The 15,238-nt window shown below is 62.9% G+C and carries 13 protein-coding genes; 4 read left to right on the top strand and 9 right to left on the bottom strand.

Annotated features, from left to right (window positions below; all coding sequences use genetic code 11):
- Positions 1–6: 6 nt before the first annotated feature.
- Both KF885_01985 and KF885_01980 read right to left on the bottom strand, forming a co-directional pair.
- On the bottom strand, positions 7–1,290 hold the full coding sequence (locus KF885_01985; GenBank protein MBX3047926.1) for an MFS transporter: 1,284 nt from the start codon (positions 1,288–1,290) through the stop codon (positions 7–9).
- Complete coding sequence (locus KF885_01980; GenBank protein MBX3047925.1) at positions 1,290–2,561, bottom strand: MFS transporter; 1,272 nt, start codon at positions 2,559–2,561, stop codon at positions 1,290–1,292. Before KF885_01980 ends, KF885_01985 begins: the two co-directional genes overlap by 1 nt.
- Positions 2,562–2,726: 165 nt before the next feature.
- Between KF885_01980 and KF885_01975 the strand changes: the two genes are divergently transcribed.
- The gene (locus KF885_01975) at positions 2,727–3,503 is read left to right on the top strand and encodes an alpha/beta fold hydrolase (GenBank protein ID MBX3047924.1); all 777 of its coding nucleotides are present in this window, start codon (positions 2,727–2,729) and stop codon (positions 3,501–3,503) included.
- 114 nt (positions 3,504–3,617) lie between these two features.
- On the opposite strand, the gene KF885_01970 is transcribed toward KF885_01975, so the two are convergent.
- Positions 3,618–5,783 carry a sortase gene (locus KF885_01970; GenBank protein ID MBX3047923.1) on the bottom strand — a complete coding sequence of 722 codons (2,166 nt, stop codon included), beginning with the start codon at positions 5,781–5,783 and terminating at the stop codon, positions 3,618–3,620.
- Between the two features lie 145 nt (positions 5,784–5,928).
- Positions 5,929–7,077, bottom strand: coding sequence for a hypothetical protein (locus KF885_01965; protein MBX3047922.1), 1,149 nt, complete (start codon positions 7,075–7,077; stop codon positions 5,929–5,931).
- A gap of 240 nt (positions 7,078–7,317) precedes the next feature.
- Here KF885_01965 and KF885_01960 point away from each other — a divergent pair, with 240 nt between their 5' ends.
- The 3 genes from KF885_01960 to KF885_01950 are packed head-to-tail and all read left to right on the top strand — an operon-like array spanning position 7,318 to position 9,817.
- The gene (locus KF885_01960) at positions 7,318–8,184 is read left to right on the top strand and encodes a hypothetical protein (GenBank protein MBX3047921.1); all 867 of its coding nucleotides are present in this window, start codon (positions 7,318–7,320) and stop codon (positions 8,182–8,184) included.
- Entirely contained in the window at positions 8,184–8,972 is a 789-nt protein-coding gene (locus KF885_01955; protein ID MBX3047920.1) for a ParA family protein, read from the top strand. Before KF885_01960 ends, KF885_01955 begins: the two co-directional genes overlap by 1 nt.
- Positions 8,972–9,817 (top strand): ParB/RepB/Spo0J family partition protein, encoded by an 846-nt coding sequence (locus KF885_01950; protein MBX3047919.1) that lies wholly within the window; start codon positions 8,972–8,974, stop codon positions 9,815–9,817. Before KF885_01955 ends, KF885_01950 begins: the two co-directional genes overlap by 1 nt.
- Positions 9,818–9,850: 33 nt before the next feature.
- On the opposite strand, the gene KF885_01945 is transcribed toward KF885_01950, so the two are convergent.
- The 5 genes from KF885_01945 to KF885_01925 all read right to left on the bottom strand — a co-directional run bounded on the left by KF885_01945 (position 9,851) and on the right by KF885_01925 (position 15,208).
- Positions 9,851–11,014 carry a hypothetical protein gene (locus KF885_01945; protein MBX3047918.1) on the bottom strand — a complete coding sequence of 388 codons (1,164 nt, stop codon included), beginning with the start codon at positions 11,012–11,014 and terminating at the stop codon, positions 9,851–9,853.
- A gap of 66 nt (positions 11,015–11,080) precedes the next feature.
- Entirely contained in the window at positions 11,081–12,520 is a 1,440-nt protein-coding gene (locus KF885_01940; GenBank protein ID MBX3047917.1) for a hypothetical protein, read from the bottom strand.
- Positions 12,520–13,110, bottom strand: coding sequence for a hypothetical protein (locus tag KF885_01935; protein MBX3047916.1), 591 nt, complete (start codon positions 13,108–13,110; stop codon positions 12,520–12,522). The genes KF885_01940 and KF885_01935 overlap by 1 nt, the downstream gene beginning before the upstream one ends.
- Positions 13,110–14,627, bottom strand: a complete 1,518-nt coding sequence (locus tag KF885_01930; GenBank protein MBX3047915.1) for a hypothetical protein — start codon at positions 14,625–14,627, stop codon at positions 13,110–13,112. Before KF885_01930 ends, KF885_01935 begins: the two co-directional genes overlap by 1 nt.
- Positions 14,627–15,208, bottom strand: coding sequence for a hypothetical protein (locus KF885_01925; protein MBX3047914.1), 582 nt, complete (start codon positions 15,206–15,208; stop codon positions 14,627–14,629). Before KF885_01925 ends, KF885_01930 begins: the two co-directional genes overlap by 1 nt.
- Between the last annotated feature and the right edge of the window lie 30 nt (positions 15,209–15,238).

The following is a 15,238-nucleotide window of genomic DNA, read 5'->3' as shown; positions in this document are numbered from 1 at the left end:
GAGAGGTTACGCCGCGGTCTCAGGGATTGGCTTTGTCAGTTCTTGCGGGTGGCCGGCTTCAATGTTCATTACACTGGGGATGAAGAAACCCGCCAGGCCCATTAGCGCGCACAGCCCGCCGCCGATCAGATACCAGATCTGGATGCCGAAGGCATCCGAGATAGGACCAGCCACCAGCAGCCCCAGCGGGGTCATGGCGGTGGCGAAGCTGGTCAGCAGGGTGAAGACGCGGCCCTGCCGGCTGGGGTCTACCGAGGCCTGCATGACTGCCCCCAGCGAGCCGTTGACCACCGGCCCCATCACGCCTTCGATCAGGAACAGGGCCAGCAGCCAGGTGAAGTGCTGCGGGGCCAACAGGCCCATGCCGGCTGCAGCCAGGCCCAGGCACACCAGGCCGCTGAAGACAGTCAGGATGCGCTTTTTGAAGCCACCCCACACGCCCAGCAGCAGGCCGCCCAGCACCACGCCGCTGCCCCACAGCGCATTGACCCAGCCCAGCTCGATCACGCCTTTTTCAAAGTGCTTGGTGATTAGCAAGGGCAGCAGCGCCCCGGCCGGAGTCAGCAGGAAGTTGATCAGCGCCGCCATGATCAGCACCACCATCAGGCCCGGCCAACTGAGCACATAGCGGAAACCTTCGCGGAAGTCTTCCCAAAAGGTGGCCGGCTTGCCGTCGGCGCCATTTGGCTTTCGCTCCGGCTGGGGGATGCTGATCGGCAGCACGGCCACCACCGCGATCAGGGCCGTGACCACGTCGATGGCCAGCACGCCCTGCATCGGCAGCAGCTCCAGCAGCAGCGCGCCCAGCGGGGCCGAGATGATGTTGAGGCCGCCGTTGAGCATTTGGTTGACGCCTTGGATGCGCGCCAGGTGCTCTTTGGGCACCATCAGCGAGGTTGAGGCGGTCATCGCCGGACCATGGAACGCCTGGCCCAGCGAACGCAGCATCAACAATACATAGATGTGCCAGACCTCGACCAGACCGAAGGCGAACAGGGCCGCCAGGGCCAGCGTGGCCAGGGCGATACCGCTGTCGGCCAGGATCATGATGCGCTTGCGCTGGCTGCGGTCCACCACGGAGCCGGCCAGCGGGCCGATCAGGATCATCGGCAGCATCGCCACCAGCGTGGCGGTGGCCAGTACCGTGGCCGAACCGGTCTCACGGGTCAGGTGCCAGATCAGGGCGAACTGCACCAGCTGGCTGCCGAGCAGGGAAAAGGCCTGGCCGATCCAGACTTGAAAGAAAGGGCGTTTCCACTGATTGCGGGTTTCAGTTGTCATAACAGCAATTAACCTTTGCTAGAGGCGTTGGCCGCCTCAGAGGGGATCGGTCGTCCAGCTTCCAAATTGCGTACGGCGGGGTGCAGGAAGCCCAGGATGCCCATAATGGCGCACAGGCTGCCCGCCAGCATGTACCAGAACGGCACGCCGAACTGGTCCACCAGTGGCCCAGCCAGCAGCAAGCCCACCGGGGCCATGGCGCTGGCCAGGCTGATCACCAGGGCGAAGACCCGCCCCTGGCGCTCGGGGTCCACGGTGGCCTGCATCACCGCCCAGAACGAGCCGTTGGACATGGGCAGCATCATACCGCCCAGCAGGATCAGGCCCAGGGCGGGCTGCAAGCCGCTGGCGGGCAGCAGGCCGGTCAGGCCGAAGGCCAGGCCCAGACCCAGCAGGCCCATCTGTGAGGTGTAAATCCGTTTTTTGAAGCCGCCCCACACGCCCAGCACCAGGCCGCCCAGGATGATGCCCAAACCCCACATGCCCTGCAGCCAGCCCAGCTGCAGGACGCCCTGCTGGAAATGTTGGCTGACCAGCAGCGGCATCAGGGAAATGGCCGGGCTGAACAGCACGTTGATCAGCATCGACATCACCAGCAAGATCAGCAGCCCCGGCCAGCCCAGCACATAGTCCAGACCGTCACGAAAATCGCTCCAGAAGCTGGGTTTCTCGGCGTTGGCCGGGGTTTGGCGCTCTGGCTGCGGGATACGCACCGGCAGCAGCGCCAGGATGGCAACCGTCGCCGTCACCAGGTCGATCGCCAACACACCCTGCGTCGGCAAGAGCTCCAGCAGGAAGGCGCCCAGCGGGGCGGCCACCACGCTCAGGCCGCCGTTGAGCATTTGGTTGACGCCTTGCACGCGCGGCAAATGCTCCTTGGGCACCATCAGCGAGGTCGAGGCGCTGAAAGCCGGGCTGTGGAAGGCGCCGCCCAGGGCGCGCAGCATCAGCAGTAAATAGATGTGCCAGATCTGCACCCAGCCCAGGGCGAACAGGCCGGCCAGCGCCAGCGTGGCCAAGGCGATCGCCGCGTCGGCTACGATCATGATGCGCTTGCGGTCGCCGCGGTCTACGAACGAGCCGGCCAAGGGGCCCAGCAGGATGTTGGGCAGCATCGCCACCAGGGTGGCTGTGGCTAACACGGTCGCCGAGCCGGTCTGGCGGGTTAGATACCAAACCAGCGCGAACTGCACAAGCTGGCTGCCCAGCAGGGAAAGCGCCTGCCCGGTCCACACCTGGAAGAAAGGGCGCTGCCAGCCTTTTGATTGTTCTTTAGCCATTCGCTAAAACAGAAATCTAAAGCGCAAAAGTAGAGAAATAAACATTTTTAACTCCTTATGCGAGAAATTATAAAGATGATTTTGAATTTGTCAATACTAAACTGATGAATTCTAATATTTACTTTGAAGTTTTTGATTTTTGACAAAATCGGATACACTTTTCTTATGGAAAATACGCAAACACTCAGCTTGCACTTTGAAGAGACCGGTTCGGGCAAGCCGCTTTTGCTCATTCACGGCTTTCCGTTCAGCAGCCGCATGTGGGCGGCCCAGTCGGATGCCCTTGGCGCGCGCCTGCTGGCGCCTGACCTGCCTGGCTTCGGCGACTCGGCCGCGGTGGATGCCGCCAGCGTAGAAAGCTACGCCGAAGATTGCGTGGCGCTGCTGGACGCGCTGGATATTCTGGAACCGGTGGCGGTGGGTGGGCTTTCGATGGGCGGTTACATCGCCCTGGCCTTCGCCCGCTTATTCCCGGAGCGTGTCGGCGCGCTGCTGCTGCTCTCCACCCGGGCTGGGGCCGACTCCGCTGAAGCCAAGGCCGGGCGGGATGCCACGATTGCCAAAGTGCAAGAGCAGGGTCCCGGCGTGGTCGCTGAGGGCATGTTCCCCAAACTGCTCGCCCCGGACACCTACACGGTGCAACCCGCGGTGGCCGTCGAGCTGCAAGCCATCATGGCCACCGCCAGCCAGGCCGGCGTGGTGGCCGCCCTGGGCGCCATGCGCGACCGGCCGGACGCCAGCCAGCTGCTGCCCGAACTGCACATGCCGGCCTTGGTGGTGCATGGGACACAGGATCAGGTCATCCCCTACAGCGAAGCCGAAGCCATGGCCGCCGCGCTGCCCAACGGCCAGCTGGAATTGATCGAGGGCGCCGGCCATGTGCCCAACCTGGAACAGCCGCAGCGCTTCAACCAGATCGTGCGCGATTTTTTGAATAGTTGACAGCCTACAGTTCACAGTCAACAGCAAGGGCCGGTCTTCAGACCGGCCCTGCTGTTCATCATTGGGGCGGCTTGCAAGCCGCCCTACTTAGACATCATTGCTAACAGCTGATTACTATTGGCTAACGCTCACCAGCACCGCCCCCACCGCCCGCCGATAGAGATACTCACCGCTGGCGGCATCAAAGGTCTCGCAGGTGATCAAGGTGATTTGCGAATAGTTACTGCTTGAGGCCAGTACATTCAGATTGCTCTCGTTGATCAGGCGGTTGCTGCGCACTTCGTAGATGTAGGTTTGGCCGTATGCCGAGATGCTGAAGCGGTCGCCATGCTGCAGGTTCTTGAGGGCATAGAAGGGGCCAGGGGTGTTGTCCGCGTTCCAGACATGGGCGGTGAGCACAGAGTTGCCTTTCCAAGTCGGGAAAGTGGTCCCGTAAAGGTAGCCCGCCTGGTCGGTGGAGAGCCAACTCACATCCCAACCGTTCGGCCCTTGCGGCACGCCGAGGATGTCCAGCTCCAGGCCCAGCTTGGGGATGCTGAGGGTCATGTCGCTGGCCGCGTAGGTCAGTTCGACGGGCTGGACGGCCATCTGGGTGACCGCACCCGGCGCAAAGCCGGTGGCGGGCAGGGCCAGCTGGCCGAGGGTGAACAGTGAGAGCGTGCGGGTTTTCCCGCAGACAAACCCTGGCAGATCGTTGCTGCCAGCCAATGGGGCAAAATCAGCTTCGGCGTGACGGTGGTAAACGTTCTTATCCCCGGTCACGCCATCCACAGGCCGGATGCATACGCTGAGCGGTAACTGGAAGAGGTTGACTGGGCGCTCCTTGCAAAGCACTTTCACATCCCAGACCGTGTCGTCCAGCTGGAAGCCGAATTCTGCCGAATCGCCTCGCATCTCTATCGAGACTGAGCAATCCTGGCCGTCGCCAAAAAGCGCTCCGGCAGGCACCAGCACCGCAATGCGCCCAAAGTCGAGCCGGGTCAGGCCGCCCGGGTCAATCCCTTTGCTGCCCCGTTGGGAGCGCCCGCCCTCTGCCGGCGGCAGCGCGCCATCGTATTCGTAGGCGCCCATGTCGCAGCCAGCGTACTGTGGGCGAGTCACGCCGCGCTGGTCGGCCGCCAGACAGGTGGAACTGTTGCCGGCGTCGATGGCCGGCGAGGCGGCTCCCAGGGCGAAAGTGTGGGTGAGGCCGCCGTTGTCTTGTAGCGGGCCGAGCAGCGGGTCGGCAGTCAGCCGCGCGCCGCTGCAAGTGATGGTTCCGAGCCCGACTGGACAGCCGCCTTGCACCAAACTGTCGTTGATGGTGAGGGTCACTCCAGCAGATACACTCACAATTTCACCCGGTGTATTGCCCCACAGGATGCTGTTGTTGATTTGCATATTGCTGTTGACACCATTGCGCATAGCGCCGCCCTGAAGGGAGGCTGTGTTGTCGCTGAAGGTCACATTGTTCAAAGTCTGCATGCCGCCGGCATTCTCCATGGCGGCTCCAACGGGCGCAGTGTTGTTGTGGAAAGTTACGTTGTTGAGAACCGGGTCACTGCTCAGGTTACTGATACCGCCACCTGAATTGACAGCACTGTTTCGATCGAACGTGGTGTTATCTATAAACGGGTCGCTGTTGAGGTTGGCCATCCCGCCGCCAGCAAAGGCCGAATTCATGGTAAACGTGACATCCAAAAGGGAGGGGTTTGAGGTCCGGTTGTAGATCCCGCCGCCTTGTCCAGCAGTGGTGTTGCTAATCAAGGCAACGTTCACCAAAGCCGGGTTAGAGCCCGCACTATTTAACATGCCGCCGCCATTGCCGCCGACCAGGGGCGCATGGTTGTCCCTAATTATCAGATTGGCGAGCGTGGGGCTGCCGCCGTCGATATACATGCCGCCGCCCTCGGTATGCAAGCCTGGCCCATCGGCATAGCCATCGCGGATGGTGAAGCCGTCCAGCACGATCGGGAGGTGTGGCCCGCCGACGATGACCACGTGGTAGGAATTGTCCGTGGAGCCCAACGCGCCGATCTCGCCGCTGAGGATGGTGGGGTTCGCCTGCCAATCGCGCTCGCTCAGTAGGGTCTCGATGCCAGTGAAGCCGCCATAAATCTCCACTCCGGTGAACGGGAGCACGAAGCTAATATCGCGGTCACCGGTGCCGCTGTCCGGCTTGTAAGTACCCTCGGCTACCCAGATTTCCTTGCAGTTACTGTTGATCAGGGCATGCTGCAGGTCGCGATAGGCGGCGGCCCAAGAACTGCCGCTGCCCGCCCAGCTAATGTCCGCATCCACATAGCAGCGCGGGCCGGCGGCGTGGTCAATAAATTCATAGGCGCCCAGGTCGCAGGCAGCAAGCTGAGGGCGGGGGACACCGCGCTGCTATGTGGCGGCGCAAGCGGCGTTAACCCCACCGGCATCGATCGCCGGCGAACCAGACTCAATATGCATTGTCTGGGTGAAGCCGCCGTTGTTCTGCAGCGCGCCCAGCAGCGTGGCGCCGACAATTACGTTGGTGCAGGCTAAGCCGGCGATCAGCGGGCAGGCCACCGGCACCAGGCTGTCGATGACAGCCAGGCTGCCGCCCGGTCAAATTGAAGTGAGCGGCCGTTGTGATACCAAACAAGCTGTTGGTCACGGTGACTGCACCGGCCTCCAGCATCAGACTGTCGCCCAGGCCGTCATTGTCCCGAAAGGTGGCATGGTTGATCGTGGCGCCGCTGTCCAAATTGTGAAAGGCGCCACCTCCGGAAACGGACTCGTTGAAAGCGAAAGTGACATTGGTCAGCAAGACATTGCCCCCGTTGTACATGCCGCCACCCGGGCCTTGTGCCGTGTTGCGGGAGAAGGTCACGTTGTTCAGCGTGGCGCTGGTCGTGCTGGTAGCGATCGCCAAACCGCCGCCCCAGCCGCCCAACGCGCTGGTAGCCTCATTTCTATCAAAGGTGACATCGGTCAGCGTGGAGCTTCCTTCTTGGGCATACATACCCCCTGCAAAGTCGGCGGAATTGTCGATAAAGATGACTTGGTTAAGCACCGGGTTGCCCTGGCCAACGTACATGCCGCCGCCGAGTGCGCCTTGATTGTCTGCGATCCTCAGGTTGCGTAGTGTCGGGCTGCCGCTGTTTATCAAGATGCCGCCACCTAGGTTATGCCCACCGCCGAGCCCATGGGCGTAGCCGTCACGGATGATGAAGCCGTCCAGTATGCTGGAAGGGCCGGCGTTGCCGACCACTACATGGTAGCTGTTGTCCGTGTTATCGCCTGGGGCGCCAATGTTGCCGCTGAGGATGGTTTGGTTGGCCAGCCAATTCCGCTGGTCCCGCTGGGATTCCGTGCCCACAAAACCGCCATAGATCTCTACGCTGGTCTTGAGGCCGAAGCTGAGGGTTTGGTTGCCGGGGTCAGATTCGTCCGGCAGATAAGTGCCCCCAGCTACCCAGATTTCTGTGCAGCTGTGGTCTGCCAGGGCATCTTGAGGGTTGGCATAGGCCGTGGCCCAGGAATCCCCATCCGGCCCCGGGCCGCCAGGGCGCACATAGCACAGCGGGCCGGGCGCGGCGGCGGCAGGCGCTGGTGAGGCGAACAACAAAGCCAAGGATACGACTAGCGCCACGCCAGCGGGAGGGCGGAGGGTTTTTCGCATATTCTGTTAGCAAGTTGTTGTGCGCTTTGTAGAACGCCACCCTTGCTGGCTGAAGCGCGGGGGAGGTGCTATTCCCCAAACAAAGTTGCAAGGAGTATAAATTAGCCCGGTTTTTTATGCAATTGTTCGCTATCAGGCAGCCAGCAACTAAGAGCCAATCAGCTATCAGCTATAATCCACGCCATGCATCACCTGGGCCGTTTTGAAGCCATAGACTACCTGGTCGTGGGTCACATCACCATCGACCAAACCGCCCTCGGTCCGCGCCTGGGCGGCTCGGCGGCTTATGCGGCCCTTACCGCCAAAGCCTTTGGCTGGCGGCCGGGCATCCTGACCGCCTGGGGCGAGGAATTGCCCCTTGGCCCTCTGGTGGACATCCCCATCCTCAACCTGGGCGCCGAGCGCAGCAGCACTTTTGAGAACATCTACACCGCCACCGGCGACCGCGCTCAGCGCTATCTGCCCAGCCTCGGCCCGCAGTTGGACTTCCACTTCATTCCAGAGGCCTGGCGCGCCCCGCGCATCTTGCATCTGGCCCCGGTGGCGCAGGAAGTCTCCGCCCGCATCCTTTCCTTTTTTGATGATTCGTTCCTCGGCGTGACCCCGCAAGGCTGGCTGCGCGGCTGGGGGCCGGATGGCCAGGTACACCGCGCCGAATGGGAAGAAGCCGAGCACGTGCTGGCCCAGGCAGATGCCTGCGTGCTGGCCCGCGAGGACCTGGGCGGCGACCAGGCCCAGATCGAACGCCTGGCGGCCGCCTGCCCGCTACTGGTGGTCACCGACGGCGCGGCGGCCGTCCACATCTACACGCAGGGCGAACAGCTCAGCGTGCAGCCCGCTGCGGCCGAAGCGCTGGACCCCACCGGGGCCGGCGATGTTTTTGCGGCCGCCTTCTTTATAAGCATGTACCAGAACGCCGACCCGCTGCAAGCCGCCAAGCTGGCCAGCCAGCTGGCCACCCGCTCGGTAAACTATCACGGCTTGGCCGGTGTGCCCAGCGGGGATGATGTCGTCGATCTGCTCAGCTCCGGCCTCACTGAGGCGTTTTGATGGCCCGCATTTACACGCTTGTCAATCAGAAGGGCGGCGTGGGCAAAACCACCACCACCATCAACCTGGGCGCCTACCTGGCCGATCTGGGCCAGCGCGTGCTGCTGGTCGATCTGGACCCCCAGGCCAATGCCACCTCCTGCCTGGGCGTGGACAAGCAGACCGTCAAGTCCGGCACCTATGAAGCGCTGACCGGCCTCAAGCCTGCCGCAGAGAGTATTCTGCATAACAAGCAGTTCAAACTTTCCCTGCTGCCCTCCTCCCCGGCCTTGGCCGGGGCGGAGGTCGAATTGGTCAATGCCCTGGCGCGCGAGACGCAGTTGAAGAAGGCGCTGGCCGGTCTGCAGGACCGCTATGACTATATTTTGATCGACTGCCCGCCCTCTCTCGGCCTGCTGACCCTCAACGGCATGGTGGCCGCCCAGGATGGCCTGATCATCCCGGTGCAGTGTGAATACCTGGCTTTGGAAGGCTTGGGCATGTTGCTGGAGACCATTGAGCGTGTGCGCAAAGCCCTGTACCCTGGTCTCAAGGTGCGCGGCGTGCTGCTGACCATGTTCGATAACCGCACCAATCTCTCGCAAGAAGTGGTCGACGAAGTCCGCCGCCACTTCCCCCAGCAGACCTTTGACGCCATCATTCCGCGCAGCGTGCGCCTGGCAGAAGCCCCGTCGCACGGCATGCCCATCCTGGCCTATTTTCCGCACTCCCCCGGCGGCGAAGCCCACCGCGCCTTGGCGGAAGAGCTGCTGCGCAAAGACGGTGTAGCTGTGCAGGTGGGCGTCTGATGGCCTCGCGACTGGGCAAAGGCCTGGATGCGCTCATCCCGCGGGAAAGCGAGATCTCCGCGTCTGACGTGCACCAGGCCGCTGTGGAAAATATTCGCCCCAACCCGCACCAGCCGCGCACCGTCTTCCAGCCGGAGCAGTTGCAGGAACTGGCCGAATCGATCCGCATGCACGGCGTCATCCAACCGCTGATCGTCAAGCGCGGCCCTGGGGACGGCTACACGCTCATCGCCGGCGAACGTCGCTGGCAGGCCGCCAAACTCGCCGGGTTGACCCATGTGCCGGTGGTGCTGCGCGAGGCGGACGACCAGGCCCTGATGGAGCTGGCCCTCATCGAGAATGTGCAGCGCGCCGACCTGAGCCCATTGGAAGCAGCCGAGGCCTATCAGCAGCTGCATAAGGACTTTGGCCTCTCGCATGAGCTGATTGCCCAGCGTGTGGGCAAAAGCCGCGTGGCCATCACCAACACCATCGGTTTGCTGGAGCTTTCCGCGGCGGTCAAGCAGGCCCTGGCCGCCGGACGCATTTCAGAGGGCCACGGGCGCGCCCTCAAGGCGTTGGACGGTGACAAGGCGCAGAACGCCGCCTTGGCCACCGTGCTCAGTCAAAACCTCAACGTGCGCCAGACGGAAGAGCTGGTGCGTAAGCTCAAAGGCCACAAGCCCGCCGCGCCGGTCAAGCGCCCTCCATCGGCTGACGTGAGTGCCCTGCAGGCCGAACTGCGCGATGCGTTGGGCACCAAGGTCAGCCTGCAGCACAGCGGCAAAGGCGGCAAGATCACTCTGTTCTATTATTCTGATGAGGAATTGGACGCGCTGATCGCGCGGCTGCTGCAAGCCAAATAAAAACGGCGGCCCATGGGCCGCCGTTTTTATCACTTAACGGGAGTTGCTTAGAAAGCGCTCGTTCTCGGCCAGCGAGTCACGGGCCAGTTCCAGCAGCGCCTGCAGGTTGCGTTCCGACTGGTCATTCAGGTGCTGCAGGCCATCCTGCAATTCACGCAGGGTATCTTCCATACGTTGCACCTGCTCGCTCATCTTTTCATATTGCCGGCCGCGCTCGCGCTGCTGCTCTTCCTGGGTTAGGGTGAAGTTCGACCAGCGCTTTTGCGCATCGGTCTGGAAGGTAGACCATTCCTGGCGGAAGCGCTGGTCTCCCAGCCGCTGGATCTCGTTGAGCTCGTTGATGCGACGGTTGATCTTGTCGATCAGGTCTTCAAACGAGCGCTGAGCGCGTTTTACGGCCATCTCGGTGCTTTCCAGTGAGCTGAGCTGCTGCGGAATTTGGGCGGACTGCTTCTCGAACGCTTCCAGGCGCTGAGCCCACTGCTTCCAGCTGCGTTCATTCTCGACTTGCATCAGGCTCAGCTTTTGCTGTGCGTCTTCATGTTCCTGGCGGCGGGTGGTTTCTGCGTTGTACAGCTCATCCATGCGCTTTTCCACTTTGCGATGGGAGTTGTACAGGTTTTCATTTTGCTTCGCCGTGGATTCCAAGCGGGTTAGCAGGGCGGCGACTTCAGCGTGCATCTGGGTCAAGCGCTCCGCGTCTTCCCGGCTGGCGTCTTCCAGGCTTTTCGCCAATTGGCTGCGCTTTTGCTCGCCGGTGATCACGTCTTGAATGCTTTCGTAGACCGTCTCAATGCGGCCTTCCAGCTGGGCGAGCTGCTCACGATGCCCATGGATCGATTTCTGCATCGACTGAATTTCCAGGATCTCCTGGCGGAAGTCCTGCAGCAGCTTGTTTACGCTTTTGTTTTCCTGCGCAAAGCTTTTTTCCAACTGGCTGGTTTTCTTCTTGACGTCCTGCAGATCTTTCTTTTCGGCGCTTTGCTGGCTTTTCAGCAGCTTGTCCAGTTCCGCCAATTGTTTCCCGTAAGTATCCAGGCGCGTTTTATGGCTGGTCAGCGTCTTGCTCTGGTTTTCCTGTTTGGGTTGGCTTTCCAGCTTGGCCAGGCGCGCTTCCAGGGCTGCGATGGTGTCCAGGGCCTTGCGGCGTTCCGCGTCCAGCCACTCTACTTTCTTTTCCAGTTGTTCTTTTTCCATTGAGTCTCAATGAAGCCCTTTCAGGCCGGGATTTGGGATTATAGCATGCAGGGGATGAGAGATGCCTTAGCGCATCAGCTGGCTGAACAGCGCCGCCAACTCAGGTACCGCACCCAAAAACAGCTGGGGGAACAGGCCGCTGCCAAACAGTAGGATTGCGCTAAAAGCGGCGAACCCCCAGATATAGATATGTTGCAGGTCGCTGGACTTGCTGTTGTCTGCTGGCTGGGCTTCTTCCACCCAGCCTTTGGCCCGCTGCCCCTGGGCGGCCAGGGTTGCAGCCAGCAGACGGTAGCCTGCCGCCAGCAGGCCCAGGCTGCCCGCCAGGGCCGCCAAGGCTGCCCAGGGCGCTTGCACCACCGTCTCGTCCAAAACCGCCAAGCGGCCGTGAAAGACGCCCAGCAGGGGCAGTCCCGCCAGGCTGGCCAGGGCCACCAGCAGCACTGTAATGGTCAGGGGTTGGCTGGGCGCCTGCGCGGTCAGCCCTTCTGGTGTGGTAGCTTCCTGCTGCGGCAGCCGGCTGAGCGCCGTCGCCCAGGCCCAAACCGCCAGCCCCTGACCGATCAGCAGGGCGAAGAGTGCTTGTACACCGGCTGCGCCGCCCAGGCCGATGGCCTGCACGCAGTAGCCGCTCAGCAGCACCGCCGCATAGCCAAACATTCGGCCCAGCTGGCGTTCGTGGGCAGCCCACAGCCCACCCAGCAGCGCCATCAGCCCGCCGGCCAGCAGCAGCGGCGCGCTGAAGTTGGCTTCGCGCAGCCAGGCGTAGCGGTCAAAGAAGCTCAGCGCAAAGATCATCCCCGTCGCCGGTAGGAAGAACACGGTATACCCAAAGACGTAGGGATGGCTTTCTCCGCCCAGCAGAGGTATCCAGCTATGGAAAGGGAATAGGGCCAGCAGGAAGCCGAACCCCAGGGCCAGCAGCATGCTGGCGCGCAGCACCAGCATGGTGTTGCTTGGGTTGGCCTCCACGCCGGAAAGGATCCAGCCGGTGAACAGGATGAAGGGCACCGCAAAGACCTGGAATTGCAAATAGCGCTGCAGGCCCAGCCCAGGCCTGGCTTTCTCCCGCAGCAGCGCAGGGATCAGCAGCAAAGCGGCCATGCAGATCAGCAAGGCCGCGTACAGGAAGGGCTGCACCGCCAGGGCGGCCACCAGCAAAGCCAGGCCGATCAAGGTCAGCGGCGTGAACAGAGCCCCGGGGCGCGCCAGATAACCGCCAAAGAGCCATAAGGCCTGGAACAGGTAGAGCAAAGTCAATAAAGGCGTATGTGCGCTGCCCAGCGTGAAGCTGCGCCCCAGCACCACCAAGGATGGCGAGATCTCCAGGTTGAGCGTGCCCAGGCGCATGACCACGCCGATAGGCAGTTGCCAGGCGATCCAAGCCAACAGCAGGCAGGCAATCCCGGCGATCAGTGTGGGCAGCCACTGGTATTTGCCGCGGTAAAACAACAGGCCCACGCCCAGCAGCGCAGGGCTTAGGATCCACAGCAGCGGCGAACTCATCAAACCCGCTCCCCGCTGCCGGCCTGCATCAAGAAGGCGCTGACCAGCGAGATGCCCAATGTCAGCAAGGCCAGCAGGCCTGCCACCAGGATCGAGGTTTCCACCCCGGCATAAACCACCTCGAAGCCCGCCAGCAGGATCAGCAAGCCCAGCCCGTTATTGAACACATTGCTGCTCAGCCCTACATGCAGCAGCCCCGTGCCGATCAGGAACAGGCCGCCCCAAACCACGCCGGCGTCGAACTGGCGCGCCCAGGCCACCATGGCCGGCGCCGCGCCGCTGGCCAGCACGATCACCAGGCCGGCCGCCATGCTGAGGAACAACGGGCTTTGCGGAAAATCGTCGGCATCGCTCTCTTCGCTTTCGGGCTTGTTCAGCTGGGTCAAGCCCAGCACTGCCGTCGCCATCCAGCCGCTCACCAGTTTGACTGCGGCAAGTTCCAGCGGCCAGGAAGCCGTGATCAGCACGAAAGCCAGCAAATAGATCGCGCTCAAGTAGCCCAGGCGCCAGCGCCAGTCAGGCGTCAGCAACTGCGCCAGACAAACGATGGCCAGCAAAGCCAGGGAGAAGCCCAGCACAAATGCGTTCATCAGCTGCCAATCCCCAGGTTGCTGATCAGCGAGACCAGTAGAGTGAGCACCACCAACGCCCACAACACTCCGGCGCGGCCTTCTAGCAGGCTGGCCGTCAGGGCCAGCAGCCCGGCCAGGCCGCGCTGCGCCAGGCGGCCCAAGGCGCTTACCCAGTTCAGCCCCAGCGCCATGCCCAGCAGCTTATAGCGGCTGCGTACCTGGGCAGAAGGCCGCCAGGTGATCTGCCGGCGCAGCAGCGCCAGGACGGCGGCCAGGGCGGCCACCAAAGCGGCCGGCCACCAGGCCGCCGCTTCGTCCTGCAGCCCCGGCAGCAGTCCCGGGCCGAAGCCCATCAGCACGATCGCCGGCAGGGTTAGCCCGGCGCGTTGGATGGCGACCATCCAGGGTTCGCTGGGCTCGCTGGCTGAGCCGCGCAGCAGGGCAAACAAGAACCAGCCGGCCACCAGGGCGGCGTGCAGCGGTAAAAAGACATAACCGAAAAATTGGCCGCCCGCAAATAGCGCCAGCACGCCCTGGCTGCCGGTCAGGGGCAGGCCGCAAAGCAATAAGGCGCCGCCAACCGCTAGCGGCAGGCGCAGCTGCCCTGCCGAGCGTACCGCGGTCAGCACAGCTGGTCCCAGGAAGAGCAGGCCCGCAAAAGCCAGCAGGGCTTGCACTTGTCCCAGGGCTGCGCTGGCTGCGGCCAGCCCGCCGGCAGCCAGCTGCCAGTAAGCCCACTGCGGCTGCTCCCCGCGCAGCCACTGCAGCGCGGCGTAAAGGCTGGGCAGCAGGATCAGCAGCAGGAACAGCGGCGGCGCAGCGCCCTGTGCTAGGCCAAAGGCGGACAGCCCTGCCGCCAGCGGCGTATGGAACAGCAGGGTCTGTTGTTCTGTGCGCAGGCCGGGCAGGGGTTTGGTGACCACCGCTGGCTGCCACAACCCCAGGCGCAAGCCGCCGGCCAGCAGCACCAACAGGCTTTGTACTGCAGCCCCATAAAAGGACAGCAGCCAGGCGGCCAGCAGCAAACCGGCCGCGGCAAGGTGCTGGGGCATGCGCGCCAGCTGCTGCAGGCGTTCTTCTGGCCCGTTGGCCAGCAGCATCAGGCTGCCGAAAATGACGACATCCAGAACGATCCAGGCCAGGAACAGGGTTAAAACATCCCCGCTGACACAGGCCAGCAGGGTAGCCACGGCGGCCGCCAACGTGGGCGCCCAACTGCTCCAGCGGGCTTGCATGGCGTGCTCCACTTGCAGCAGCAAGACGGTCACCAGCAGGCTGGTGACCAGGAAGGCCAGGGTCCAGGAGACATTGTCCAGGCCGAACCGCGCTTGGAACTCCAGGCTGCGTCCGGCCCACCAGGCAGGCAGGCTGACTTCGAGCGGCAGCCGCAGACGCAGAAACAGCAGGCTAAGCCAGGCCAGCGCCGCCCCGCCCAACACCAGCAGCCAGTTGGAGCGGAAGCCGCGTTGCAGATTGCCCAGGCCCAGCGCGACCAGGGTCAGGAACAGGATCAGAATGGGCGTGAAAAGCAGCATCAGGGCTCAACTTCCCTGAAATAGGCGGCGCCGCCAGCCTGCAAACTGATGTAGGCCAGCAGATCGGGGTCAAGCGGAAATTCGGGGCGACGCACTGTGGAATACTGCTGTTCCTGCTTGGCGCGCTCTCGCAAAGCCTGAAAGAGCACCTGGCGTTCTTCATCGTGCACGCCCAGCTGGCCCAGGTCCTCGGCGGCCAGCAGGCGTTCACCTGTGGTGTACAGGAAGGTCAGCCGCTTCCATTTCCCGGAGGGAATGGGCTGCGGCAGGCTTTGCAGCGGTCCCAGGGCGATCTTGAAGTATTCATGGCCTGCTTTGGGGCCGCCGCTTTCGTCTTTGAAAAGCTGTTCACGTGTAACCAGCTCATGGCCCTGCACCTGGGCGCAATGCTGCACCTGCCAGCGCTGCTCTTTCGGGAAGCTGGCCGGCTGGTAAAAGGCCAGCCAGTCCACGGCGATCACGCGCGGGGCGGTGCGCAGCGGGATGCGGTACCAGCCCAGCAGGCGCGCGATCTCCAGATCACGCGGCTGGGGCAACAGCGCCACCAGCACCAGGTCGTTGGGTTGCGGCAATGAGGACATAAGACAAGCCCGATAGGCGAGCCTGTGTAT

The organism is Anaerolineales bacterium (genome assembly GCA_019637805.1).
Lineage (GTDB): Bacteria > Chloroflexota > Anaerolineae > Anaerolineales > UBA11579 > JAMCZK01.
This window is presented reverse-complemented; position numbering and strand designations above follow the sequence as displayed.

What these genes read in the sequence shown, in the direction of transcription:
- KF885_01925 (MBX3047914.1), bottom strand. Translation starts at nt 15,208, where the DNA reads ATGTCCTCATTGCCGCAACCCAACGACCTGGTGCTGGTGGCGCTGTTG.
- KF885_01960 (MBX3047921.1), top strand. Translation starts at nt 7,318, where the DNA reads ATGCATCACCTGGGCCGTTTTGAAGCCATAGACTACCTGGTCGTGGGT.
- KF885_01935 (MBX3047916.1), bottom strand. Translation starts at nt 13,110, where the DNA reads ATGAACGCATTTGTGCTGGGCTTCTCCCTGGCTTTGCTGGCCATCGTT.
- KF885_01955 (MBX3047920.1), top strand. Translation starts at nt 8,184, where the DNA reads ATGGCCCGCATTTACACGCTTGTCAATCAGAAGGGCGGCGTGGGCAAA.
- KF885_01980 (MBX3047925.1), bottom strand. Translation starts at nt 2,561, where the DNA reads ATGGCTAAAGAACAATCAAAAGGCTGGCAGCGCCCTTTCTTCCAGGTG.
- KF885_01950 (MBX3047919.1), top strand. Translation starts at nt 8,972, where the DNA reads ATGGCCTCGCGACTGGGCAAAGGCCTGGATGCGCTCATCCCGCGGGAA.
- KF885_01940 (MBX3047917.1), bottom strand. Translation starts at nt 12,520, where the DNA reads ATGAGTTCGCCGCTGCTGTGGATCCTAAGCCCTGCGCTGCTGGGCGTG.
- KF885_01930 (MBX3047915.1), bottom strand. Translation starts at nt 14,627, where the DNA reads ATGCTGCTTTTCACGCCCATTCTGATCCTGTTCCTGACCCTGGTCGCG.
- KF885_01945 (MBX3047918.1), bottom strand. Translation starts at nt 11,014, where the DNA reads ATGGAAAAAGAACAACTGGAAAAGAAAGTAGAGTGGCTGGACGCGGAA.
- KF885_01975 (MBX3047924.1), top strand. Translation starts at nt 2,727, where the DNA reads ATGGAAAATACGCAAACACTCAGCTTGCACTTTGAAGAGACCGGTTCG.